Genomic DNA, 23,794 nt, shown 5'->3' with positions numbered 1-23,794 from the left:
CGGCACCGCACTCACGAAAGGGATGGCCGACATGGCGACTGATGGGCGCAAGCTCTATGAGGCCCAAGTACAGAAGCTCCAGACGAACGTCATCGACCGGTACGACTCGATCCGGGAATCGCTGGCCCGTCTCCAGGCCACCATCGACATGATCGAGAAGAGCTGGACCGGTCAGGGCGCCATCGCCTTCGACAAGAAGCAGACGGAGATCAACCGTCACATGGCGTCGATCGGCAAGATGCTCGACGACTTCCTCGAGGGCATCCAGCTCAACAAGGCCGACAAGCAGAAGCTGGAAGACCAGATCGAGGCGGACGTCAAGAAGATCACCGTCGAGGACCTGGGCGGCAAGACGTCGGCGCTCAACAGCTACTGACCGGGCTCCGCGCGCACGCCACCGAAGACCGTCTGCCGTACGGCAGGGAAACGAGGAAGACGACATGGCTCAGCCGCACTACGACGAACTGGCCGTCACCTACGGCACGATGGATGCCCTCGCCACCGAACTCGGCGACCAGGCCAAGAAGCTGGAAGAGGACCTGGAGGAGCTGAAGAAGGCCGTGCTCGACGCCGCCGCGGGCTGGGGCGGTGAAGCGTACGAGGAGTTCACGAAGAAGACCAAGGAGTGGGACAGCCACGCCACCGGCATCCACCAGGCCCTGGTCAGCATCGGCCAGCGCGTCGGTCTCGCCGGCGGTGACTACCGCGGTGGCGACCTGAAGGGCGCCAGCTACTTCCTGTAGCCCGGCGCACCGCCACGCCGCCCCACCCCAGGCAGGCGGCACACGCGGAGACGCGCGGCGACGCGGACACGCGGACAAGCCGACACGCGGACAAGCCGACACGCACACCGGCAGAGATACAGAACAGAAAAGAACGGAACAGGGTGGACACGCACGGGAGGTGTCCACCCTGTTCCTGTGTGCGGCCGTGCCGGGTTGCCGCTACCCCACCTGCCGCGCCAGCGCCTCCGTGAGGTCGCCGAGCGTGTCGCGGTCCAGCGAGGTGCGCCCCGCCTCCCCCGCGCCGACCAGGAGGGCTGCGTGGCCCTCGCCCTCGGGTTCGAGGCGGACGGCGGCCACGTTGCCGCTGTCGGTGACGAGGACCTCGCCGGGATCGGACGCCGCGACCTCGTCGAGGTAGCCGAGCTGGTCGTCGACGGACGACGCGGTCAAGGACACGATCACCGGCGCCAGCGGGGCGACGCCGCTCGGGTCGCGGGTGGCGAGGGTGTGCACCCGGACGTCCTCGTCGCCGAGGTGGAAGACGCAGCTCACCAGGGCGCCCGGGTTCTCGGCCAGCGTCTCGCCGGGCTTGGCGCGCTTGCCGCCCTCTCCGGTGGCGGCCGGTTCGTCCTTGTCCCGTGCGGACCCGGGGCCGGCCGCGGCGTCGACGCCGGCCTCCTTGGCCGCCGCGGCCAGGTCGTAGGGCAGCGGGCAGGAGTCCGCGCCGCCGTCGGGGATCCCGTCGGCGGTCTCGGTCAGCCCCTTCAGGCTCAGCGGTGCCGTGCCGCCCCCGCCCTGGCAGCCGGTCAGCAGCACGGCCGCGGTCAGTACGGCGGCGGCCGGCGTCAGCCGGCGTCGTGGGTGTCTCACGTGTCGGGTCCTCGGTGCTCGGGGGATCAGGACGTGGTGCAGCCGAAGCGTTCACCGGCGAGCCTGACGAAGTCGGTACGCAGGTCCCCGCTCTTCGGCGTGCCGGGCTTCCCGAAGGCTGTCGTGTAGCCCGGGTGGGTCTCCAGGGAGAAGTAGGTGGGCGTGCCCCCGCACTCCGCGACGACGTGGTTGGCGTCGAAGCCGGACACCTTCAGACCGGCCACGTCCGGCTGCTCGCGGTACCCCGGTGAGGCGAGGATGCCGGCGAGGAGGCGGGGTTCCTGTGTCACGGCGAAGGTGGCCTGGCCGGTGACCTCGCAGGCCCACAGGGGACCGTCGGTGTCCTGGACGGTCTCCTCCGCGGTGCGGGCCTGGTCCGGTGTCCCGGGGAAGGGCAGGCCGTCCAGGCCGCACACGGAGCCCTCGCGGACCGGGCGCGGCCCCGGGGCGGCGTCGAGGGTGCCGGGGGCGGCCGGGGGCGTCTTCCCGGCGCAGCCCGCCCGTTCGGCGGCCTTGGCGGCGACCTCGGTCAGGAGCCGGGCGAACGGCGCCGCGTCCGCGTCCTTCGGGGCGTGGGCCTCGGCGACGGCCGGGCCGTCGGCCGTGGTGCACTCCTCGGGCAGCAGCACCCAGCCGTGGCCGTCCCGGACCGCGCCGGTGGCGCCGCCGGAGAAGAAGGAGACGGAGGCCGGGCCCGACGGGCTTCCGGAGGTGAGGGGGAAGTCGCCGCGCTCGCGGCCGACCGAGATCCGCAGGTGCCCGTCCTTCGCCCAGGGGAGCAGGGACGAGGACTCCACGACGCAGGTGAAGGCGGCCTCGTCGTCCGGTGAGCCGTCCAGCCCGCGGTCGGAGAGCCGTCCGGAGCCGGGCAGGGCCGCCCCGGCCGCGTCGGCGGGGACCAGCCCCCCGCACAGCTCGTCGTCGCCGAAGAGGTTGGTGTCCGCCCACAGGTGCACGCCCACGGCCAGCACGGCGACCGCCAGGGCAGGGGCGATGATCTTCCGTCCGAGGCCGGCCCGGCGAGGTCCGTTCGTCATCTCACTTCCTCGTGCGCAGGGCCGAGTACGCGTCCTCGCGCCCGGTGACGAAGCTCTGCTCCGCCTCGCCCCTGGCGTGCTCGTGCGCCTCGGTCCCGTCGATGCCGTGCGTCGTGCCCCAGGCGTTGACGAGGGACTTGGTGCCGCCGATGCCGGCCGTCGTCGACTTGCTGTCCTCGGAGCGGGCCACGTCCTCGGCGGCGGCCGTCACGTCCTTGGAGTACTCGTAGGTCGCCGCGTCGATCATGCGCTGGACCGGGTCGCCGACCACGGGTATCTGGGTGAAGAGGCCGCCGACACCGTGGTAGGTGTAGCGCATCGTGTCGTTGAGGTTGCCGATCTTGGTGTCCCGGTCGTCGAGGATCATGTCGGAGCCGATGGCGGTCATGGCGCCGTTCACCAGGCCGACGTGGCGGGCCTTGTTGTCCCAGTCGCCGACGACGTTGGCCCGCTGCTCGGCCGGTGCGTCCCGGGCGCTGTCCAGGTACTGCGCCGAGTACAGCTTCTCGTTCTCGTACAGCATGTCGTAGACGAGGACGGGTTCGCCGTCGGGTGTGGTCCCGTAGGCGGCGTCGGAGACGCCGCGCATGACCCGCAGGAGGCTGTGCTTGCCGTTGGTGATGCTGGACTCGTCGCCGTCGGCGTTGATGGTGGAGAGCCCCTCGGGACTGCTCGGCTCGGTGCCGCTGAGGATGGCGTGGGTGTCGGCGGTGTAGTCGGCGAGGGCGCGGCCGAGCGGCACCTTCATGTTCTGCGGGATGGAGTCGCCCTTGTCGTCCTTGTCGAGCTGGGTGATCGTCTCCTGCATCACCCGGGTCTGGGCCTCGCTGTGGTGGCCGAAGGAGGCGCCCTCGGAGTTCGGTTCCCGGCCGGTGGTCGCCGCTTCCAGCGCGGCGCCCAGCCCGGCCTTGCCGAGGGGGTCGTCCATGGTGATGACGGTGGGACCGGCGACCGTGCTGTGCTGGGGCCATTCCCGCTCGTGGAGCAGGTACTCGAGGTGGTTGTTGTCGACGTGGTCGGCGCCGGAGCCGTTGCCCGCGGGGTCGAAGAAGGCGGTGGCCGCGTCGGGGTTCCTGCTCATCACGGAGAGCAGTCCGTCGAGGGCGTCCGCCCGGACGCCCTCGTGGCCGGCGCCCCACTCGGTGAAGATGCTGGGCTGCTTCTTCTCGGCGGCTATGAGGTCGTCGGCGAGCTGGTAGAGGAACTGGTCGTCGAACTTGGCGTCGGCGTGCTGCATCAGCGCGACGAAGGACTGGTAGCCGTACATCGGCTGGGTGTTGGAGCCGTAGTTCTTTGTGCCGTAGGTGTCGAGGCTGTCGGTCCACTCGCGGTAGAACCTGCCGTCCTCGCTGGCGACCCAGTCCTTGAACTTCTGTGATCCTGGGGGCGCGTCGGCGACCGAGCCGGGCACCCGGGTGGCCCTGGCGACGGTGTCGGCGAGCCCGCTCTGCAACGCCTGGTAGCGGTCCTTGTCCTTGCCGTCGAGGGCGAGTTCGTTGAGTTCGTTGCCGAGCTTGATGGTGCCGTCCGGGCCGAGGCCCTGCAGCAGGGTCCGGCTGAACACCTTGTCGTCGGAGTTGTCCCTGAAGGCGCGTTCCAGCTCGGCGAGTTCGGCGGCCGAGACCTTCTTGCCGTCGGCGAGCCGGGTGGCGATGTCCCGGGCGTTCTCGGCCTCGTACTTCTCGATGTCGCCGTAGGCGTGGCCGTTGAAGCCGTTGAGGGTGCCGTCGGTGGCGTCGGTGTCGACGACGACCGCGGTGAAGGCGATGTCGACGCCCTTGTCGGCGTCCGTCACGTCTTTGACCAGTTGGTCTATGCGGTTCTGCCAGGAGGTGACGCTCTTGCGCACGCTGTCCTGGTAGTCGGGGTCGTGGTGGTAGGCGGTGCGGGCGCCTTCGGAGAGCCGCGCGGTGTCGAACGCGACGATCCCCTGGTCGGAGACCTTCATGCCGGCCTCGATGGCGTCCTGGCGGGCGCTGGTGAGCTTGCCGCGCAGGTCGACGAACTGGGTGTGGGCGTCGCGGAGCAGCGAGGCGATGGCCTTCGCCTCGGTCTGGGCGCTCTGGTACTCCTTGAGGGTGATGTCGAAGCGGCGGTTGGCGACGTCCGCGCTGAGCCCCAGCCAGAGCGGTCCCATCGTGATGCCGTGCACGTCCCGCTTGTAGGCCTTCTCCTGCTTCTGGAACTCCTTGGCCATGTCGTCCCAGCCCTCGGCGGCCGTGGTGAGCGTGGCCAGGTCCGTCGTCATGATCTCGTGGTACGTCGGCATGGTTCCCCGTGGTGCGTGCGCGTGGACGTGGACGAAGCGGTGCTGTGCCGGGGGGACGCCCCGGCGGGTGGCGCGGTACGGGTGTCTCAGTAGCCGTCGAGGCTGGAGGACTGGCGCACACCCTGACCGACGCCGAAGTCGGTGTTCTGGAACAGGATGTTGGTGCTCCGCAGGGCTTCCTTCTCGCCGCCGAGCCGGTTCATCAGGTTCTGCACCTGCTCGCCCCAGGTCTTGTGCGCCTTCTTCAGCGCCGAGGAGGTGACCCAGCCCTCGCCGTCCTTCGGGGCGAACGCCTTGACCGCGGCGCCGGTCGACTCGTCCGCCGTCTCGCCGGCCTTGCGGGTGTCCGGTTCGAGGTGCTCCTCGATGGCCTTCGCCGCGGCCTTCTTCTGCGCGGGGCTGGAGGCGAGGTCCGCCGTGCCGCCGCCCAGGGGAACCGGCGGGCCGCCGGGCTCCGCGGGGTACTGATTCAGCCTCGTCCCGACCGGCTGCCCGGCCCCTTCGCCGTGCTGTTCCGCGACCGGCTCCGCCATGATCCGTCTCCCCGTTCCCCTCGATTGGCGTGCACCCGCCACAGTAACAACTCGGCCATGCGCGGACGACGCCCCGAACGACCGCGTACGACCGGACCGTCCGGCACCGGGTCGCCGGCGTCGGTGACCCGGTGGCTCCGTGACGGTGAGGGTCAGCCCGCGCCGACCTGGGCGCGGAACTCGTCCATGGTCATGACCCGGTCGCCCCGCGGCACGGTGATGTCGGCCGCCTTGCCGAAGTCGGTGTACGTCGTCTTGCTCGCGCGTCCGTCGCGCGTCGACTCCATCCTCAGCAGCCGCGCCGGGTCCTCCTCGCTGAGGTAGTACACGTCCGAGATCCCTCCCGCCGACGCCACCACGGCTCGGGCGGCCACGCCCTCGACGTCGGTGTCGCGCTCGGGGGCGTACGAGCCGGGCGGCACGGTGAAGTACGCCTCGCAGCCCTGGCCGGTCTCGGTGCTGACGTAGGTGTCCTTCAGCCGGTCGGGGACGGTGATGTCCACGCCCTTGGTCTTCAGGCTCTCCGCCAGCAGGCCCGAGGCGGTGTAGGTCACGCCGTCCTCGCAGTACATGTCGCCGGTGGTGCCGATGAGGTCGATGTGCAGGCCCTGGGCGGGGTTCCACCGCAGGTGCTGGAGGCCCGCGTCGAAGGCCGTGGTCGTGCCGATGGCGCTGAAGGGCGTCTCGCTCATGGTGGCGTTCACCTGCGCGATGCGGGCCGTGGCGGACGAGTCGCCGCCCGTAGGCCCGTCCGCCGACGCGCCGGGTGCCGCCGCCGAGGGGGCCGCGGCGCCCTCGGACCCGTCACCGCCGGAGCCGGAGCAGCCGAGCGCGGTCGCGGCGAGCAGGACGGTGACGGCGAGCGCGCGCCCCGTCCCGTGGGCGCGGTGCGCCGCCGGGCGGGTGCGGGGCGTCGGAGTGGCGTGCATCGTACGGGTCACGTCCTTCGGTCGGTGGGGGAGGGCCCCGAGGGCCCCGTCGGCGTCCTGGGAGGCGGTTCCGGTGGTTCCGGCGGGCCCGGCCGCGGCCCCGCGCCTCACCGGGCCCCCCGGCCGGTGGGGGAGCGCCCCGAGGGCCTCGCCGGCCTGCTGCGACGAGTCACCGGCGTCACCGGCGTCAGCGTCGGCTCCGACGCCACCCCCGTCACGGCCGGCCCCGGCGGGCTTCGCCGCCCCGCGCCTCACAGCGTGTCCTCCGGCATGAGCGCCGTCTGCACCAGCGGACGGCCCCGCCGGCGGGAGACGAACACGCCCCGCCCCGGGGGCATCGGCCGCGGACGCACCCCGCCGAGCACGTCGCCCTCGCCCCGGTCGCCCGCCAGGACGACGCCCTGGGCGCCCAGTTCCTTGATGCGCTGCATGAACGCCTCGTACGAGGCCCGGCTCGCGCCCGCGGAGGAGCGGGCGATGATGAAGCGCACGCCCACGTCCCGGGCGAACGGCAGCAGTTCCGTCAGCCCGCTGAGCGGATTGCCGCTCGACGTGGAGACGAGGTCGAAGTCGTCGATGACCACGAACACCGTCGGACCCCGCCACCAGCTCCGCTCCCGGAGCTGCCGCGCCGTCACGTCGGCCGTCGGCGTGCGGCGCTTCATCAGGTCGGCCAGGGCCACCATGTGGTGCTCCATGGCGTTCGACATGGGGATGTACTCGGCGAGGTGGGTGTCGGGGGTGACGCCCAGCAGGGAACGCCGGTTGTCGACGACGAAGAGCTTGCACTCGTCGCCCGAGTACCGCGTCGTCAACTGGGTGATGAGCAGCCGCAGCAGGTTCGACTTGCCGGACTCGCTCTCGCCGAAGACCAGGAAGAACGGGTCCTGGTCGAAGTCGACGAAGACCGGCTCCAGGTTGTCCTCGTCGAGGGCGAAGGCGACGCCCTGCTTCGGGAACCGGTCCCCCGGCGGCAACTGCTCCGCCGGGAACTCGCGCGGCAGCAGCCGCACCGCGGGCGCACCCGGCGCCTGCCAGTGCCGGGTCACCTCGGCCGCGAGCGAGGCCGTGGCGTCCGCGAGGTCGGTGTCGGAGGTGAGGCCGTCGATGCGCGGCACGGCCGCCATGAAGTGCAGCTTCTGCGGGGCCAGGCCGCGTCCGGGCACCCCGGGCGGGACGTTGGCGGCCACCTTGCGGTCCAGCTCGGAGTCCATCGTGTCGCCGAGCCGCAGCTCCAGCCGGTTCAGCAGGCTGTCCTTCAGCGCCGAACGCACCTCCATGGAACGGGACGCCGACAGGATCAGGTGGACGCCGTAACCGAGGCCCCGGGCGGCGATGTCGTGCACCACCTGGTCCAGGCCCTCGTACTCGGTACGGAAGTTGGCCCAGCCGTCGATGACGAGGAAGACGTCGCCCCAGGGCTGGTCGGTGACCGAGATGTCGCCCCGGGCCCGCCGGGTGCGGAACTCGGCGATGGAGGAGATGCCCGACGACCGGAAGTACTCCTCGCGCCGGGTCAGCACGCCGTAGACCTCGGCGACGGTGCGCCGCACCTTCTCCGGGTCCAGCCGCGAGGCGATGCCGCCGACATGCGGCAGCCCGGCCACCGCGGCCATGCCGCCGCCGCCGAAGTCCAGGCCGTAGAACTGCACTTCGTGCGGGGTGTGGGTGAGCGCGAAGGAACAGATCAGCGAGCGCAGCAGCGTCGACTTGCCGGACTGCGGGCCGCCCAGGAGCTGCATGTGCCCGGCGGCGCCGGAGAAGTCCACCCACAGCGGGTCGCGGCGCTGCTCGTACGGCTTGTCGACGATGCCGACCGGCACCACCAGCCGGCCCGCGCCCTCGTACCCGGGCTGCGTCAGCCCCCTGCCCTCCACGGCGGTCAGCCCCGGCAGCAGGCCGTCCAGCGACGGCGGGCTGTCCAGCGGCGGCAGCCACACCTGGTGGGCCGCCGGGCCCTGGGCCTCCAGCCGGCGCACCACGACGTCCAGCACGGTGTCGGCCAGCGCGTCGTCGACCTCGTCGGCATCCGTCTCGCGCCGCGGCACCGGCACGTACCGCACCGGCACCTCCGCCGCCGTGAACGGCACCGGCCGCCGGTCCAGCGGCATCGGGCCGTCCGCCGCGCCGGAGCGCCGCGTGCCCGAGCGGTAGACACCGGAGACGTACGCCGCCTTGAAGCGGACCATCTCCCCGGTGCCGAACTTCAGGAACCCGGACCCGGGCACGTTCGGCAGCTCGTAGGCGTCCGGCACACCCAGCGCCGCCCGCGACTCGGCCGCCGAGAAGGTGCGCAGGCCGACGCGGTACGAGAGGTAGGTCTCCAGGCCGCGCAGCCGGCCCTCCTCCAGCCGCTGCGAGGCGAGCAGCAGGTGCACGCCCAGCGAGCGGCCGATGCGGCCGATCTGCACGAACATGTCGATGAAGTCCGGCTTGGCCGTGAGGAGTTCGCTGAACTCGTCGATGACCAGCAGCAGCGACGGGATCGGCTGGAGCGGGGCGCCGGCCGCGCGGGCCTTCTCGTAGTCGTGGATGTTGGCGTAGTTGCCCGCGTCGCGGAGCATCTCCTGGCGGCGGTTCAGCTCGCCCCGGATGGAGTCGCCCATGCGGTCGACGAGGGTCAGGTCGTCCGCCAGGTTGGTGATCACGGCCGCCACGTGCGGCATCTGCGCCATGCCCGCGAAGGTGGCGCCGCCCTTGAAGTCCGCCAGGACGAAGTTCAGCGTCTCGGAGGAGTGGGTGACCGCCAGACCGAGCACCAGCGTCCGCAGCAGCTCCGACTTGCCGGAACCGGTGGCGCCCACGCACAGCCCGTGCGGGCCCATGCCCTCCTGGGCCGCCTCCTTGATGTCGAGCATCACCGGCCGCCCGTCCTCACCGACGCCGATCGGCACCCGCAGCCGCTCCGCCTGCGAACGCGTCCGCCAGGTGCGCCGGGTGTCGACCGAGGCCGCGTCGCCCAGGTTGAGCAGGTCGGTGAACTCCAGGTTGGCCAGCAACGGTTCGTCGTCGTCGCCGCCCGAGGCCATGCGCAGCGGCGCCAGTTGCCGGGCCAAAGCCTCCGCCGACTCGTACGACAGCACGTCCGGCGTGCCCTCGTAGCCGAAGCCGTCGGCCGACTCCAGGTGCAGCGACCGGGGGTGCACGAGGACGGACAGGTCGCCGCGGGCGCCGGCCGGCTCCCCCTCGGCCAGTTCGACCAGGGTGACGCCCTGGAGGCCCTCGGGCGTCGCCAGCAGCGAGTCCGGGGCGAGCGAGACGCCGTCGAGGACGACGACCAGGTGCGGGGTGTCCGGCAGGGGAGCGGCGTTGGGGTGGAAACGGGGCCGCCCGGTCAGCCGCGCGGACAGCAGGTCCTCCAGCTCACGCGGGTCGGCGGCGATCAGCCGGCGCGCCCCGGCACCGTCCGCGACGCCCGGGAGCTGCACGTGCGGCAGCCACTTGGCCCACTCCCAGTGCGGGGCCGCGTCCCGGCCCACGGCCACCGCGACGATCAGGTCCTCGGGGGAGTGCAGCGCGGCCAGCGAGCCGGTCAGGGCGCGGGCGCAGGAACGCACGGATTCCGGGTCGCCGCCGATCGTGACGTGCGAGAAGGCGCGCAGCGAGACGGCCATCGGCAGGTCGTCCAGCGTGCCGTGGACGGCGACGAAGCGCTGCATCGCGCCCGCCGTCAGCGGCTCGAGCTGGTCCACCGGACCCGTCTCCGGGGCGATGAGCGGCGTCGCCAGGTCCTGGGGGCCCAGGCCGATGCGGACCTGGGCGAAGTCCTCGTCGCCCGGCCGCCGTTCCCACACCCGCGAGCCCTCGGCGACCAGCGCCCACAACTGCTCGGGCGAGGGGTGCAGGTAGTACTGCGCGTCCCGCTGCGCCCGCGCCGTCTCCAGCGTGGTGCGGCGGGTCTGCGTGAGATAACCCAGGTAGTCCCGGCGCAGATCGGCGATCTGGCCCTGGGAACCGCGGCGGAAGCGGACCACCATGGCGATCGACATGGCGATCGTCGACGCGATCATCACCATGCCCATCACCCGCATGAACGGCTGTCCGCTGGTGAAGAAGAAGACGACCGAGCCGCCCATGCCGAGCGTCGGCAGGAGCTGCATCAGCACGCTCTCCTGACGCCCCTTCGGCAGCTCGGGCGGCGGCTGGACGACGACCTCTCCCGAGGGAACGTCCCGTGGCAGCGCCCTGGGCGGACGCTTCACGACGATCTGGCTCACTGCTCACCAATCCCCATGCGGACCCGTGGGGTTATCCGTCCGCCACCCCGTGTCAGGCGGACGAGGCCCGCCGCGTGATCCTACTGACCTCACCGGCGGCCGGCGGGCGGTAGGGTGCCGGAGGTCCGCGTGAGCACACGCGGACTCCGCGGACCGAGGACAGGCGTGAGGTGCGGCGCGGCACGACGGCGCCGTGCCCGGCCGGGCCGTCCCGCGCCGGCCCGCAGGCACCGTGCCGCCGGGCACCGGGAAACAGGCGCAGGACCCTCACACCGCGGACACAGCACCAGCACCGAGGGGGAGCAGCAGGTGAGCACGACGGCCTCCACGGCGGCCACCGCCGCGGGCGGACCCGGCCGGGCCGCCCCGTCCGGCGCCATGACGGGGCTCGGCTTCTGCCGGGTCACCATCGTCGCGCCGGACAGCCGGATCGACGTGGCACTGCCCGACGACGTACCGGTCGCCGACGTCCAACCCGAGATCCTCCGGCTCGCCCGGCAGACCGCCGCCGAGGGCGCCCCGGTCGGCTACCACCTGGTCCGCCGGGACGGCACCGTCCTCGACAGCGCCCGCTCCTTCGCGGCGCAGCGCATCCTCGACGGCGAACTCCTCACGCTGCGCCCGTTCTCCGAGTCGCTGCCGCCGGCCGTCTTCGACGACGTCTCCGACGCGGTCGCGTCCGCGGTGAGCCGGGACCGCTCCCTGTGGCGCGGCGACCTCACCCGCGCCGCGGGGCTGACCGCCGGCGGCGTCCTCTCCGCGCTGCTCGCCTTCGTCGCCTGGACGGCCGACCCGCGCCACGACATGCACGGGCTGCCCGGCATCCTCGCCGGCGTCGCCGGTGTGCTGCTGGTCGTCCTCGGCTGCGTGCGCGCCCGCGTCTACGACGACCGCGCCGCGGCCGTCGCGCTCGGCCTCGGCGCGCTGCCCAACGTGGGGGTGGCCGGCTCGGGGCTGCTGTCGCTGTCCGAGGGGCAGGGGGTGGGCAGGCTCCAGTTCCTGCTGGCCTGCGCGGCCGTGCTGGTGGCCTCGGTCGTCCTCGCCCTGTGCTCACCGCGGGCCGACGGCCCGTTCGTCGCCTTCGTGGCCGCCTCGGGCGTCGGCCTGGTCGCCACGTTCGTGGCGCTCCTGGGCGACTGGAGCCCCGCCGAGATCGCCGCGCTGTGCGCGCCCGTCGCGGTCGGCGCCCTCGCCTTCCTGCCGGGGCTGTCCCTGCGCTTCGCACGGCTGCCGATCGGCTTCGAGGCGCCGACCGGCGGCACCCGGGGCGCGTACGGCGCCGACCCCGAGCCCCACGAGCCGGTGGACGCCCAGCGCGTGGAGGCCCAGGCCCGCCGCGGCCACGAACTCCTCGTCGGCCTGGTCGGCGGCTGCTCGCTGCTCGCGGTGGGCTCCGCGCTGGTGCTCGGGTTCTCCGACGGGCCCTGGACGCGCCTGCTGGCCCTGGCCACCGGCATCGCCCTGCTGATGCGCGCGCAGCTCTTCCGCTACACCGCGCAGGTCGCCACCGTGCTGGCGGCGGGGCTCGGCTCCCTGGTCGCGCTCGGCCTCGGCCTGGCGATCCACACGCCGGACGGCCTGCTGAAGCAGGCGCTGGCGGGCGACCGGACCGACCTCGACATCCGCACGGTGTGGCTGCTGGCGGCCATCGCCGCGGCGGCGGCCCTGGTCACCGCGATCGGCCTGATGGCCTCGCGTAGCGGGCTGACGCCGTTCTGGGGCCGCTTCCTGGAGATCGCCGAGGGCTTCGTGCTGCTCACCCTGGTCCCGCTGGCCCTCGCCGTCTTCGACGTGTACACATCCGTACGCTCCATGACGAGCTGAGGGGCCGGCCCGGCCGGCGGGCGACACGGGGCCGCCCGGGACGAGGTGTCCCGGGCGGCCGTGTCTCATCCGGCGGCGGTGTCCCCCGGGCCGGGCGCCGGCTCCAGGTCGAACTCGCCGTCCCGGGCACCGAGCACGAACGCCCGCCACTCCGCCTCCGTGTACCGCAGCACGGTCTCCGGATCGAGCGAGGACCGCATGGCGACCGCGCCGGCCGGCAGGTACGCGATCTCGACGCGCTCCTCCTCCTGCTCGGTGCCCGGCGCGCAGTGCCACTCGACCCCCGAGATGTCCAGGGCGTACAACTCGTCGCGCTCCCGGTCCTTGCGCGCCTTCAGGTCCTGGTCCGGCACATCAGCCATGGAGGCGGGGTCCTTTCGCCCGGTACAAACGGTCGGCGCTCACAGTACCGGCCCGCCCCGCCCCCGGACCGGGAGAAAGGGGGAACGCCCCCGCGTTCACCTGCGACGGTGATCCGCGCGACCTTCCCGGCGGAGGGACCCCTCCGGGCTGGTACTGTGTGTGACGGCCGTTTGTGTACGCACCCCCGGAGTCTCGTCCCGAGCCACCGGAGGCCGCGCCCGGCGAGCCCCGCCTTCCGAGTCACGGAAGATCCCCCGAGACGCAGACCGGGGGCACTCGAAGGCCCTTTCCCAGACCCGAGGAGTACACGTGTCGCTCGACGCCGCAGTGAAGAAGCAGATCATCACCGAGTTCGGTACCAAGGAGGGCGACACCGGCTCCCCCGAGGTCCAGGTCGCGCTGCTGTCCCGTCGGATCTCCGACCTGACGGAGCACCTCAAGACCCACAAGCACGACCACCACTCCCGCCGCGGTCTGCTCATCCTGGTCGGCCAGCGCCGCCGGCTGCTGCAGTACCTCGCCAAGAAGGACATCCAGCGCTTCCGCGCGCTGGTCGACCGCCTCGGCATCCGCCGCGGTGCGGCGGGCGCCCGCTAGCACGTCGTGAAGGGAGCGGTTCCCATTCGTTCGGGGGCCGCTCCCTTTGCCGTACGTGCGCGGTGTCACCGCGGCTTTGTAGTGTGGTAGCACACGACGTACGACACGGCGTGGGCCGTACCGCCCGGACCGGGCGGAAGACCCGCGCACCCGAACGAGACGAGGAGAAGCGCGCCTAGCCGCCGCCGGTCCTCGGTAGTGGCCCCCGGGACACACCCCGGGTGCTTCGATCGAAGACCGGCCCGCACCGCACGGAGCGCTTCTCCGCCACCGTCCCCCCGCCACACGGGCGCGGGGACGAAGACGAGGAGAAGACACTAGTGGAGAACGAGACCCACTACACCGAGGCCGTCATCGACAACGGCGCCTTCGGCACCCGCACGATCCGCTTCGAGACGGGCCGCCTGGCCCGGCAGGCCGCCGGCTCCGCCGTGGCCTACCTGGACGACGACACCATGGTGCTGTCGGCCACCACCGCCTCCAAGAACCCCAAGGACCAGCTCGACTTCTTCCCCCTCACGGTGGACGTCGAGGAGCGGATGTACGCCGCCGGCAAGATCCCCGGCAGCTTCTTCCGCCGCGAGGGCCGCCCCTCCGAGGACGCGATCCTCACCTGCCGCCTGATCGACCGCCCGCTGCGCCCCTCCTTCAAGAAGGGCCTGCGCAACGAGATCCAGGTCGTCGCCACGATCATGGCGCTCAACCCCGACCACCTGTACGACGTCGTGGCGATCAACGCCGCGTCCGCGTCCACGCAGCTCGCCGGCCTGCCCTTCTCCGGCCCGATCGGCGGCGTCCGCGTCGCGCTGATCAGCGGCCAGTGGGTGGCGTTCCCGACCCACACCGAGCTCGAGGACGCCGCCTTCGACATGGTGGTCGCGGGCCGCACCCTGGAGGACGGCGACGTCGCGATCATGATGGTCGAGGCCGAGGCCACCGAGAAGACCATCAAGCTGGTCGAGGGCGGCGCCGACGCCCCCACCGAGGAGGTCGTCGCCGCCGGTCTGGACGCCGCGAAGCCCTTCATCAAGGTGCTCTGCCGGGCCCAGGCCGACCTCGCCGCGAAGGCCGCCAAGCCGACCGGCGAGTTCCCGGTCTTCCTCGACTACCAGGACGACGTCCTGGAGGCGCTGACCGGCGCCGTCCGCCCTGAGCTGGCCCAGGCGCTCACCATCGCCGGCAAGCAGGAGCGCGAGAGCGAGCTGGACCGCGTCAAGGCGCTGGCCGCCGAGAAGCTCCTGCCGGAGTTCGAGGGCCGCGAGAAGGAGATCTCCGCCGCGTACCGCGCGCTGACCAAGAGCCTGGTCCGCGAGCGCGTCATCAAGGAGAAGAAGCGCATCGACGGCCGCGGTGTCACCGACATCCGCACCCTGGCCGCCGAGGTCGAGGCCATCCCGCGGGTGCACGGTTCCGCCCTCTTCGAGCGCGGCGAGACGCAGATCCTGGGCGTCACCACCCTCAACATGCTCCGCATGGAGCAGCAGCTGGACACCCTCTCCCCGGTGACCCGCAAGCGCTACATGCACAACTACAACTTCCCGCCGTACTCCACCGGCGAGACCGGCCGCGTCGGCTCCCCCAAGCGCCGCGAGATCGGCCACGGCGCCCTCGCCGAGCGCGCCCTGATCCCGGTCCTGCCGACCCGCGAGGAGTTCCCCTACGCGATCCGCCAGGTCTCCGAGGCGCTCAGCTCCAACGGCTCGACCTCCATGGGCTCGGTCTGCGCCTCCACCATGTCGCTGCTGAACGCCGGTGTGCCCCTCAAGGCCCCGGTCGCCGGCATCGCCATGGGCCTGATCTCCCAGGAGATCGACGGGGAGACGCACTACGTCACGCTGACCGACATCCTCGGTGCCGAGGACGCCTTCGGCGACATGGACTTCAAGGTCGCCGGCACCAAGGAGTTCGTCACCGCGCTCCAGCTCGACACCAAGCTGGACGGCATCCCCGCCTCCGTCCTGGCCGCCGCCCTCAAGCAGGCCCGTGACGCCCGCCTCCACATCCTCGACGTGATGATGGAAGCGATCGACACGCCGGACGAGATGTCCCCCAACGCGCCGCGGATCATCACCGTGAAGATCCCGGTCGACAAGATCGGCGAGGTCATCGGCCCCAAGGGCAAGATGATCAACCAGATCCAGGAGGACACCGGCGCCGAGATCACCATCGAGGACGACGGCACGATCTACATCGGCGCCGCCGACGGCCCCGCCGCCGAGGCCGCCCGCACCACGATCAACGGCATCGCCAACCCGACGATGCCCGAGGTCGGCGAGCGGTACCTGGGCACGGTCGTCAAGACCACGACCTTCGGTGCCTTCGTCTCCCTGCTGCCCGGCAAGGACGGTCTGCTGCACATCTCGCAGATCCGCAAGCTGGCCGGCGGCAAGCGCGTGGAGAACGTCGAGGACGTGCTCGGCGTGGGCCACAAGGTCCAGGTCGAGATCGCCGAGATCGACTCCCGCGGCAAGCTCTCCCTGATCCCGGTGATCGAGGGCGAGGACGACTCCGCCGAGGACAAGAAGGACGACGCCGACAAGTGACGTCCCGTAGCGCCAGGACGACGGCCCGCACCTCCTCGGAGGCGCGGGCCGTCGCCCGTACCCAAACCCTGATCAAGGGAGAGAACGGCATCGGCACCGTCCGCAAGACCACCCTCCCCGGCGGACTGCGCATCGTCACCGAGACCCTGCCCTCCGTCCGCTCGGCGACCTTCGGCATCTGGGCGCACGTCGGCTCCCGAGACGAGACACCGGCCCTCAACGGGGCCACCCACTACCTGGAGCACCTGCTCTTCAAGGGCACCTCGCGCCGGTCGGCCCTGGACATCTCCGCCGCCCTCGACGCCGTCGGCGGGGAGATCAACGCGTTCACGGCCAAGGAGTACACGTGCTACTACGCGCGCGTCCTCGACACCGACCTGCCGCTCGCCATCGACGTGGTCTGCGACATGCTGACCGGCTCCCTCATCCGGGAGGAGGACGTCGACGTCGAGCGGGGTGCCATCCTCGAAGAGATCGCCATGACCGAGGACGACCCGGGCGACTGCGTGCACGACCTGTTCGCGCACACGATGTTCGGCGACAGCGCCCTCGGCCGCCCCGTCCTCGGCACCGTCGACACGGTCAACGCGCTCACCGCCGACCGCATCCGCCGTTTCTACCGCAAGCACTACGACCCGACCCACCTGGTCGTCGCCTGCGCCGGGAACGTCGACCACGCCAAGGTGGTCCGCCAGGTCCGCGCCGCCTTCGAGAAGGCCGGCGCCTTCAGGGACCCGGTGGCCCGGCCGATCGCCCCGCGCGCCGGCCGGCGCGGCGTCCGCGCCGCGGGCCGCGTCGAGCTGATCGGCCGCAAGACCGAGCAGGCCCACGTCATCCTGGGCATGCCCGGCCTCGCCCGCACCGACGAGCGCCGCTGGGCGCTCGGCGTCCTCAACGCCGCCCTCGGCGGCGGCATGTCCTCCCGCCTCTTCCAGGAGGTCCGGGAGAAGCGCGGCCTCGCCTACAGCGTCTACTCCTACACCTCGGGCTTCGCCGACTGCGGACTCTTCGGCGTCTACGCGGGCTGCCGGCCCTCCCAGGTGCACGACGTGCTCAAGATCTGCCGGGACGAACTGGACCGGGTCGCCGAGCACGGGCTGCCCGACGAGGAGATCGACCGGGCCGTCGGCCAGCTCCGCGGCTCCACCGTCCTCGGCCTGGAGGACACCGGCGCGCTGATGAACCGCATCGGCAAGAGCGAACTGTGCTGGGGCGAGCAGATGTCCGTCGACGACATGCTGGCCCGGATAGCCTCGGTCACGCCGGACGACGTCCGGGCCGTCGCCCGGGAGGTCCTGGGACAGCGGCCCTCGCTGTCGGTCATCGGCCCGCTCAAGGACAAGCAGGCGTCCCGGCTGCACGACGCCGTCGCCTGACCACCCTCCGGTAAGGAACCAAGAAGATGAGCAAGCTGCGCGTGGCGGTCCTCGGCGCCCAGGGCCGTATCGGCTCCGAGGCGGTACGGGCCGTGGAGGCCGCCGAGGACATGGAACTGGTCGCTGCCCTCGGACGCGGCGACCGGCTGGAGGCGCTGGCCGAGACCGGGGCCCAGGTCGCCGTCGAGCTCACCACCCCGGCCTCGGTCATGGGAAACCTCGACTTCTGCGTGCGCCACGGCATCCACGCCGTCGTCGGCACCACCGGCTGGACCGACGAACGCCTCGCGCAGCTCCGCGGCTGGCTCGCCCAGTCCCCGGAGACCGGCGTCCTCATCGCGCCGAACTTCTCCATCGGCGCCGTGCTGACCATGAAGTTCGCGCAGATCGCCGCGCCCTGGTTCGAGTCCGTCGAGGTCGTCGAACTGCACCACCCCCACAAGGTCGACGCCCCCAGCGGCACCGCCACGCGCACCGCGCAGCTCATCGCCGAGGCCCGCCGCCGGGCAGGCAGCGCCCCGGCCCCCGACGCCACGGTCACCGCCCTGGAAGGCGCCCGCGGCGCGGACGTCGACGGCGTCCCGGTGCACGCCGTGCGGCTGCGCGGGCTCCTCGCCCACCAGGAGGTCCTGCTCGGCGGGGAGGGCGAGACCCTCACCGTCCGCCACGACTCCCTGCACCACAGCAGCTTCATGCCGGGCATCCTGCTGGGCGCCCGCCGGGTGCCCTCCGCCCCGGGCCTCACCATCGGCCTGGAGCACTTCCTGGACCTGGACGCATGACCTGCCCCGCCCGGACCACCGAGACGAGTCGCTGACCCCATGCGCGCGAAGATCACCTACGCCGTCACGGCCGCCGTCCTCGTCTTCTACTTCGTCCTGGTCGGCAGCCGCGGCCTGCTGCTCCTCAGCACCGGCACACCGCTGACCGTGGCCTTCGGCGTCGCGGTGCTGATCCTGCCCGGGATCGGCCTGTGGTTCCTGTGGAAGAACACCCAGTTCGTCCGCCGGGCCAACCAGCTCGCCGCCGAACTCGACGCCGAGGGCGGGCTCCCCGTCGACGAGCTGCGACGCACCCCGAGCGGCCGCATCGACCGGGACTCGGCCGACGAGGTCTTCGCCCGGCGCAAGGCCGAGACGGAGGACGCCCCCGACGACTGGCGGAGCTGGTTCCGGCTCGCCGTCGCCTACCAGGACGCCCGCGACACCCCGCGCGCCCGCAAGGCGATGCAGCGTGCCATCGCCCTGCACCGGGGACGCCAGGCCGAGACGGCCTGACCGGAGCCCGGAACGCCGGTGGCCCGGCCCCGCCTGCGCGGGACCGGGCCACCGGCGTTCCGTCCGCTCAGCCCCTCCGGTACTCCGCCGCCCACGCCTCCACGGCGTCGGCGGCCCGGTCGAAGGCGTCCTCCCGCTGGAGGAAGTCGGCGTTGTGGGTGGTCAGCAGCGGCTGCTCCGGGTCCGCCGACCGGCCCTGCCTCACCAGCAGCAGGGCCTGGCCCTGCACCGTCCGCGGCAGCCCCAGCCAGCGCACGGGCTGCTGCACCGTGCGCACGCTGGCGACCTGCTGCCAGCCGAAGGTGCGGGTGGTGAGGAAGGCGACCTGGCGCACCCCGTTGGCGCTCACCCAGGCGCCCATGCGCAGCAGCCGCAGCGCGGCGGCGATCATCACGGCCGCCAGGCCGAAGACGGCCCCGGCGGAGGAGAGGGTGCCCGTCGCCGCGATGATGACGGCCGCGAACAGCACGAACGAGGCGAGCAGCAGGATCAGGGCCGCCGCGCCGACCCGCCAGGGACCCGGCCGGTAGGGCCGCCGCCAGTGGTCGCGGTCGTCGTACGGCAGCGCGACGTCGTCGGCCGCGTCGAAGGCGCGATCGGCCGTCAGGAAGGGCAGGGGCACGGCTGGTCCTCACTCGTTCCATGGCGTGGGCTGTGCCCGGTGAGGTTATCGACCTGCGTACCGGGTCACCACCCGGGGACCCGGATGGAGTGAGGACCGGCCGGCCGCCGGATCAGCGGCCGTCCGTCGCCTGTGTCTGCTGGTGCTGCGGGGAGGGCTGGTCGGCGGAGAGCGCGGGCATCCCGATCACCAGGGACCCCACGAGTCCGGCCACGACGGTCAGGCCCAGCAGCCAGCGCCCGGCCAGCTGGCCGGCGGACGGCCGCTCGCGCGGCGGGGGAGTGACATTGCTGCGGAACCTGTCGGCTTCGGCCACGAAGGCGAAGGGAACCGGTTCGCGCCGGCGGATCATCGGTGCGTCTCCCTTCCGGGAATCGAGCGAATCACTGTCACTCACACAAACGAACGAGCGCCGGGGAAAGTGCCCGGTTTCACCGGCTTCATCGCCCCACGCGAGTGATCGCCCGTTTCCGGGGGCCCGTAGAGTGGCAGTCCCAAGCGACGAGATGGGAAGGCCCCGCACCCGTGACCGACACGCCCCCCGACGATTTCAACTTCGACCTGCGCAGCGACGTCACCGTCGAGCTGGTCAAGCACAGCGCGACCGACTCCGACGTGCTGTTCGCCGCCCGTGTCTCGACCCTCGGAGAGCAGTCCCTGGCCGAGCTGGAGAAGGACCCCGAGCGCTCCAAGGGCCTGATCAACTACCTCATGCGGGACCGGCACGGCAGCCCCTTCGAGCACAACTCGATGACCTTCCTCGTCAGCGCCCCGATCTTCGTCTTCCGCGAGTTCATGCGGCACCGCGTCGGCTGGTCCTACAACGAGGAGTCCGGCCGCTACCGCGAGCTGCAGCCGGTCTTCTACGTGCCGGACGCCTCCCGCAAGCTGGTCCAGCAGGGCCGTCCGGGCAAGTACGTCTTCGTCGAGGGCACCGCCGAGCAGCACGAGCTGGTGAGCCGGTCGATGGAGGAGTCGTACCGCGAGGCGTACCGGACCTACCGGACGATGCTCGCCGCCGGCGTCGCCCGCGAGGTCGCCCGCTCGGTGCTCCCGGTCGGCCTGTACTCCTCGATGTACGCCACCTGCAACGCCCGCTCGCTGATGCACTTCCTCGGCCTGCGCACCCAGCACGAGCTGGCCAGGGTCCCCTCGTTCCCGCAGCGCGAGATCGAGATGGTCGGCGAGCGCATGGAGGCCGAGTGGGCCCGGCTGATGCCGCTCACCCACGCGGCGTTCAACGCCAACGGGCGGATCGCGCCGTGACCTCCGCCCTCGCCGGCCGGGCACACCTGTGCGTATCGGCCGTGCGAGGTGTCCGTATTGCGGCATTTGGAGAAGTTCATCTAGCCTGATCAAAGGGACCCGGCACTGCTTGAACCCCCGAGCAGGCAGTGCCGGGCTCCACCCTGAGACCAACCCGCCGCATCCCCCGAGGGCAGACCTCGCCCTGAGCAACGAGTAGCGTGTAACCCATGGCTCCGACCTCCACTCCGCAGACCCCCTTCGGGCGGGTCCTCACCGCCATGGTCACGCCCTTCACGGCGGACGGCGCACTCGACCTCGACGGCGCGCAGCGGCTCGCCGCCCACCTGGTCGACGCAGGCAACGACGGCCTGATCGTCAACGGCACCACCGGCGAGTCCCCGACCACCAGCGACGCGGAGAAGGCCGACCTCGTACGGGCCGTCGTGGAGGCCGTGGGCGACCGGGCGCACGTCGTCGCCGGAGTCGGCACGAACAACACCCAGCACAGCGTCGAACTGGCCCGCGCCGCCGAGCAGGCCGGCGCGCACGGCCTGCTGGTCGTCACCCCGTACTACAACAAGCCCCCGCAAGAGGGCCTGTACCTGCACTTCACGGCGATCGCCGACTCCGCCGGCCTGCCCGTGATGCTCTACGACATCCCCGGCCGCAGCGGCGTCCCCATCAACACCGAGACGCTGGTCCGGCTGGCCGAGCACCCGCGCATCGTCGCCAACAAGGACGCCAAGGGCGACCTCGGCCGCGCGAGCTGGGCCATCGCCCGCTCCGGCCTCGCCTGGTACTCCGGCGACGACATGCTGAACCTCCCCCTGCTCTCCGTGGGCGCCATCGGTTTCGTCTCCGTCGTCGGCCACGTCGTCACCCCGGAACTGCGCGCCATGGTGGACGCGCACGTCGCCGGTGACGTACAGAAGGCACTGGAGATCCACCAGAAGCTGCTGCCGGTCTTCACCGGCATGTTCCGCACGCAGGGCGTCATGACCACCAAGGCCGCGCTCGCCCTGCAGGGGCTGCCCGCCGGCCCGCTGCGCGCGCCGATGATCGGGCTCACGGCGGAGGAGACCGAGCAGCTCAAGATCGATCTTGTCGCCGGCGGGGTACAGCTCTGACCACAGACTTCGCTCCATCCGCACGACCGGCCGGCGCTCCGGCCCCACAACTGAACAGGCAGGTCACCGGTACCTGCGTCCCATCGGACCCCTGCATCTGCACGAACGTCACGCGCGCCACGTGCCCCACCGGTACGTGGCGTGTGTGGTGAGGAGAGTCTTTTGAGTCATCCGCATCCCGAACTGGGCCCGCCCCCGCCGCTCACCGAGGGCGGCCTGCGGGTCACGCCACTCGGCGGTCTCGGCGAGATCGGCCGCAACATGACGGTGTTCGAATACGGCGGCCGTCTGCTGATCGTCGACTGCGGAGTGCTCTTCCCCGAGGAGGAGCAGCCCGGAATCGACCTGATCCTGCCGGACTTCACGTCCATCCGTGACCGCCTCGACGACATCGAGGGCATCGTCCTCACCCATGGTCACGAGGACCACATCGGCGGTGTCCCCTATCTCCTGCGCGAGAAGCCGGACATCCCGCTGATCGGCTCGAAGCTGACCCTCGCGCTCATCGAGGCGAAGCTCCAGGAGCACCGCATCCGCCCGTACACCCTGGAGGTGGCGGAGGGGAACCGCGAACGCGTCGGCCCCTTCGACTGCGAGTTCATCGCGGTCAACCACTCCATCCCGGACGCGCTGGCCGTCGCCATCCGCACCCCGGCGGGCATGGTCGTGCACACCGGCGACTTCAAGATGGACCAGCTCCCGCTGGACCACCGCCTCACCGACCTGCACGCGTTCGCGCGGCTGAGCGAGGAGGGCATCGACCTCCTGCTCAGCGACTCCACGAACGCCGAGGTCCCCGGCTTCACGCCGCACGAGCGGGACATCTCCGACGTGCTGCGCCAGGTCTTCGCCGGCGCGAGCAAGCGCATCATCGTGGCCAGCTTCGCCAGCCACGTCCACCGCATCCAGCAGATCCTGGACGCCGCCTACGAGTACGGCCGCCGGGTCGCCTTCGTCGGCCGCTCGATGGTCCGCAACATGGGCATCGCCCGGGACCTCGGGTACCTGAAGGTGCCGCCGGGCCTGGTCGTCGACGTCAAGACCCTCGACGACCTGCCGGACAGCGAGGTCGTCCTGGTCTGCACCGGCTCGCAGGGCGAACCGATGGCCGCGCTCTCCCGCATGGCCAACCGGGACCACCAGATCCGCATCGTCGACGGCGACACGGTCATCCTGGCCTCGTCCCTCATCCCGGGCAACGAGAACGCGGTCTACCGCGTGATCAACGGCCTGACCCGCTGGGGCGCCAACGTCGTCCACAAGGGCAACGCCAAGGTCCACGTCTCGGGCCACGCCTCCGCCGGCGAACTGCTGTACTTCTACAACATCTGCCGGCCGAAGAACCTGATGCCGGTCCACGGCGAATGGCGCCACCTGCGGGCCAACGCCGAACTGGGCGCGATGACCGGTGTCCCGCACGACCGCATCGTCATCGCCGAGGACGGCGTCGTCGTCGACCTCGTCGAGGGCAAGGCCAAGATCACGGGCAAGGTCCAGGCGGGATACGTCTACGTCGACGGGCTCTCCGTCGGTGACGTGGGCGAACCGGCTCTCAAGGACCGCAAGATCCTCGGCGACGAGGGCATCATCTCGGTCTTCGTCGTCATCGACTCCTCCACCGGGAAGATCACGGGCGGCCCGCACGTCCACGCCCGCGGTTCCGGGATCGACGACTCGGCCTTCGCCGACGTGCTCCCCAAGATCACGGAAGTGCTGGAGCGCTCGGCCCAGGACGGTGTCGTCGAACCGCACCAGCTCCAGCAGCTCGTGCGCCGCACGCTGGGCAAGTGGGTCTCCGACCGCTACCGGCGCCGGCCGATGATCCTCCCCGTGGTCGTGGAGGTCTGACGCCCCGTCGGGCCCCGGCCCGACGCGAACCCGGAGCGGGTCGCCTCGATTTGCATCGGGGCGACCCGCTCCAGTACGTTTACAGCTCCGCTCCGACGGACACCCGGCCACCGCGTGGCTCGGATCCGTGTCAGAGGGGCGGGAAATCCCGGCGCAGAATCTCTGCTAAAGTCGGGTCCGCCGGAAAGGGAAACGCGAAAGCGGGAACCTGGAAAGCGCCGAGGAAATCGGATCGGAAAAGGTCTGATAGAGTCGGAAACGCAAGACCGAAGGGAAAGCGCCCGGAGGAAAGCCGGAGACAGTGTCTCGGGTGAGTACAAAGGAAGCGTCCGTTCCTTGAGAACTCAACAGCGTGCCAAAAGTCAACGCCAGATATGTTGATACCCCGA

Annotated in this window: 20 protein-coding genes; 11 read left to right on the top strand and 9 right to left on the bottom strand. The window is 71.6% G+C overall.

Going from position 1 to position 23,794, the window contains the following annotated elements:
- Nucleotides 1–31 precede the first annotated feature (31 nt).
- Nucleotides 32–376, top strand: a complete 345-nt coding sequence (locus VM636_RS08080) for a WXG100 family type VII secretion target (protein ID WP_030422688.1) — start codon at nucleotides 32–34, stop codon at nucleotides 374–376.
- Between the two features lie 64 nt (nucleotides 377–440).
- Entirely contained in the window at nucleotides 441–743 is a 303-nt protein-coding gene (locus VM636_RS08075; RefSeq protein ID WP_030422687.1) for a WXG100 family type VII secretion target, read from the top strand.
- Nucleotides 744–944: 201 nt separating this feature from the next.
- Here the strand turns inward: VM636_RS08075 and VM636_RS08070 are convergent, their stop codons facing one another.
- The 6 genes from VM636_RS08070 to eccCa form a co-directional block, all read right to left on the bottom strand.
- Nucleotides 945–1,595 (bottom strand): hypothetical protein, encoded by a 651-nt coding sequence (locus VM636_RS08070; RefSeq protein ID WP_053913712.1) that lies wholly within the window; start codon nucleotides 1,593–1,595, stop codon nucleotides 945–947.
- A gap of 26 nt (nucleotides 1,596–1,621) precedes the next feature.
- Nucleotides 1,622–2,632 (bottom strand): hypothetical protein, encoded by a 1,011-nt coding sequence (locus tag VM636_RS08065; RefSeq protein WP_051821542.1) that lies wholly within the window; start codon nucleotides 2,630–2,632, stop codon nucleotides 1,622–1,624.
- 1 nt (nucleotide 2,633) lies between these two features.
- A complete protein-coding gene (locus tag VM636_RS08060) occupies nucleotides 2,634–4,901 on the bottom strand; it encodes a hypothetical protein (RefSeq protein ID WP_338484182.1) in 2,268 nt (755 codons plus the stop codon).
- 86 nt (nucleotides 4,902–4,987) lie between these two features.
- The gene (locus VM636_RS08055) at nucleotides 4,988–5,434 is read right to left on the bottom strand and encodes a hypothetical protein (protein ID WP_053913714.1); all 447 of its coding nucleotides are present in this window, start codon (nucleotides 5,432–5,434) and stop codon (nucleotides 4,988–4,990) included.
- Nucleotides 5,435–5,586: 152 nt separating this feature from the next.
- The gene (locus VM636_RS08050; RefSeq protein ID WP_338484179.1) at nucleotides 5,587–6,363 is read right to left on the bottom strand and encodes a hypothetical protein; all 777 of its coding nucleotides are present in this window, start codon (nucleotides 6,361–6,363) and stop codon (nucleotides 5,587–5,589) included.
- 251 nt (nucleotides 6,364–6,614) lie between these two features.
- Nucleotides 6,615–10,580 (bottom strand): type VII secretion protein EccCa, encoded by a 3,966-nt coding sequence (gene eccCa, locus VM636_RS08045; RefSeq protein WP_338484178.1) that lies wholly within the window; start codon nucleotides 10,578–10,580, stop codon nucleotides 6,615–6,617.
- 309 nt (nucleotides 10,581–10,889) lie between these two features.
- On the opposite strand from eccCa, the gene eccD reads away from it, so the two are divergent.
- Nucleotides 10,890–12,404 (top strand): type VII secretion integral membrane protein EccD, encoded by a 1,515-nt coding sequence (eccD, locus tag VM636_RS08040; protein WP_030423124.1) that lies wholly within the window; start codon nucleotides 10,890–10,892, stop codon nucleotides 12,402–12,404.
- Nucleotides 12,405–12,469: 65 nt separating this feature from the next.
- Here the strand turns inward: eccD and VM636_RS08035 are convergent, their stop codons facing one another.
- A complete protein-coding gene (locus VM636_RS08035) occupies nucleotides 12,470–12,766 on the bottom strand; it encodes a DUF397 domain-containing protein (protein ID WP_030423123.1) in 297 nt (98 codons plus the stop codon).
- Between the two features lie 310 nt (nucleotides 12,767–13,076).
- Between VM636_RS08035 and rpsO the strand changes: the two genes are divergently transcribed.
- The 5 genes from rpsO to VM636_RS08010 all read left to right on the top strand — a co-directional run bounded on the left by rpsO (nucleotide 13,077) and on the right by VM636_RS08010 (nucleotide 18,560).
- Nucleotides 13,077–13,364: a 30S ribosomal protein S15 gene (gene rpsO / locus VM636_RS08030; protein ID WP_030423122.1), complete on the top strand. Its 288-nt coding sequence runs from the start codon at nucleotides 13,077–13,079 to the stop codon at nucleotides 13,362–13,364.
- Nucleotides 13,365–13,684: 320 nt separating this feature from the next.
- Complete coding sequence (locus tag VM636_RS08025; RefSeq protein ID WP_030423121.1) at nucleotides 13,685–15,907, top strand: polyribonucleotide nucleotidyltransferase; 2,223 nt, start codon at nucleotides 13,685–13,687, stop codon at nucleotides 15,905–15,907.
- Nucleotides 15,904–17,283 carry a pitrilysin family protein gene (locus VM636_RS08020; RefSeq protein ID WP_030423120.1) on the top strand — a complete coding sequence of 460 codons (1,380 nt, stop codon included), beginning with the start codon at nucleotides 15,904–15,906 and terminating at the stop codon, nucleotides 17,281–17,283. Before VM636_RS08025 ends, VM636_RS08020 begins: the two co-directional genes overlap by 4 nt.
- 26 nt (nucleotides 17,284–17,309) lie before the next feature.
- Complete coding sequence (gene dapB / locus VM636_RS08015; RefSeq protein ID WP_030423119.1) at nucleotides 17,310–18,065, top strand: 4-hydroxy-tetrahydrodipicolinate reductase; 756 nt, start codon at nucleotides 17,310–17,312, stop codon at nucleotides 18,063–18,065.
- Nucleotides 18,066–18,104: 39 nt separating this feature from the next.
- A complete protein-coding gene (locus VM636_RS08010) occupies nucleotides 18,105–18,560 on the top strand; it encodes a hypothetical protein (RefSeq protein WP_030423118.1) in 456 nt (151 codons plus the stop codon).
- Nucleotides 18,561–18,627: 67 nt separating this feature from the next.
- Here the strand turns inward: VM636_RS08010 and VM636_RS08005 are convergent, their stop codons facing one another.
- Together VM636_RS08005 and VM636_RS08000 are read right to left on the bottom strand one after the other, a co-directional pair.
- Entirely contained in the window at nucleotides 18,628–19,182 is a 555-nt protein-coding gene (locus VM636_RS08005) for a hypothetical protein (protein ID WP_030423117.1), read from the bottom strand.
- A gap of 112 nt (nucleotides 19,183–19,294) precedes the next feature.
- A complete protein-coding gene (locus VM636_RS08000) occupies nucleotides 19,295–19,534 on the bottom strand; it encodes a membrane protein (RefSeq protein ID WP_030423116.1) in 240 nt (79 codons plus the stop codon).
- A gap of 173 nt (nucleotides 19,535–19,707) precedes the next feature.
- On the opposite strand from VM636_RS08000, the gene thyX reads away from it, so the two are divergent.
- The 3 genes from thyX (at nucleotide 19,708) to VM636_RS07985 (ending at nucleotide 23,405) form a co-directional block, all read left to right on the top strand.
- Nucleotides 19,708–20,448 carry an FAD-dependent thymidylate synthase gene (gene thyX, locus VM636_RS07995; RefSeq protein ID WP_338484172.1) on the top strand — a complete coding sequence of 247 codons (741 nt, stop codon included), beginning with the start codon at nucleotides 19,708–19,710 and terminating at the stop codon, nucleotides 20,446–20,448.
- A gap of 209 nt (nucleotides 20,449–20,657) precedes the next feature.
- On the top strand, nucleotides 20,658–21,557 hold the full coding sequence (dapA, locus tag VM636_RS07990) for a 4-hydroxy-tetrahydrodipicolinate synthase (RefSeq protein WP_030423114.1): 900 nt from the start codon (nucleotides 20,658–20,660) through the stop codon (nucleotides 21,555–21,557).
- 162 nt (nucleotides 21,558–21,719) lie between these two features.
- A complete protein-coding gene (locus VM636_RS07985) occupies nucleotides 21,720–23,405 on the top strand; it encodes a ribonuclease J (protein ID WP_030423113.1) in 1,686 nt (561 codons plus the stop codon).
- Nucleotides 23,406–23,794 lie beyond the last annotated feature (389 nt).

The organism is Streptomyces sp. SCSIO 75703 (genome assembly GCF_036607905.1).
GTDB lineage: Bacteria > Actinomycetota > Actinomycetes > Streptomycetales > Streptomycetaceae > Streptomyces.
Note: the sequence above shows the minus strand (reverse complement) of the source record. Positions and strands in the feature narration are given on the sequence as shown.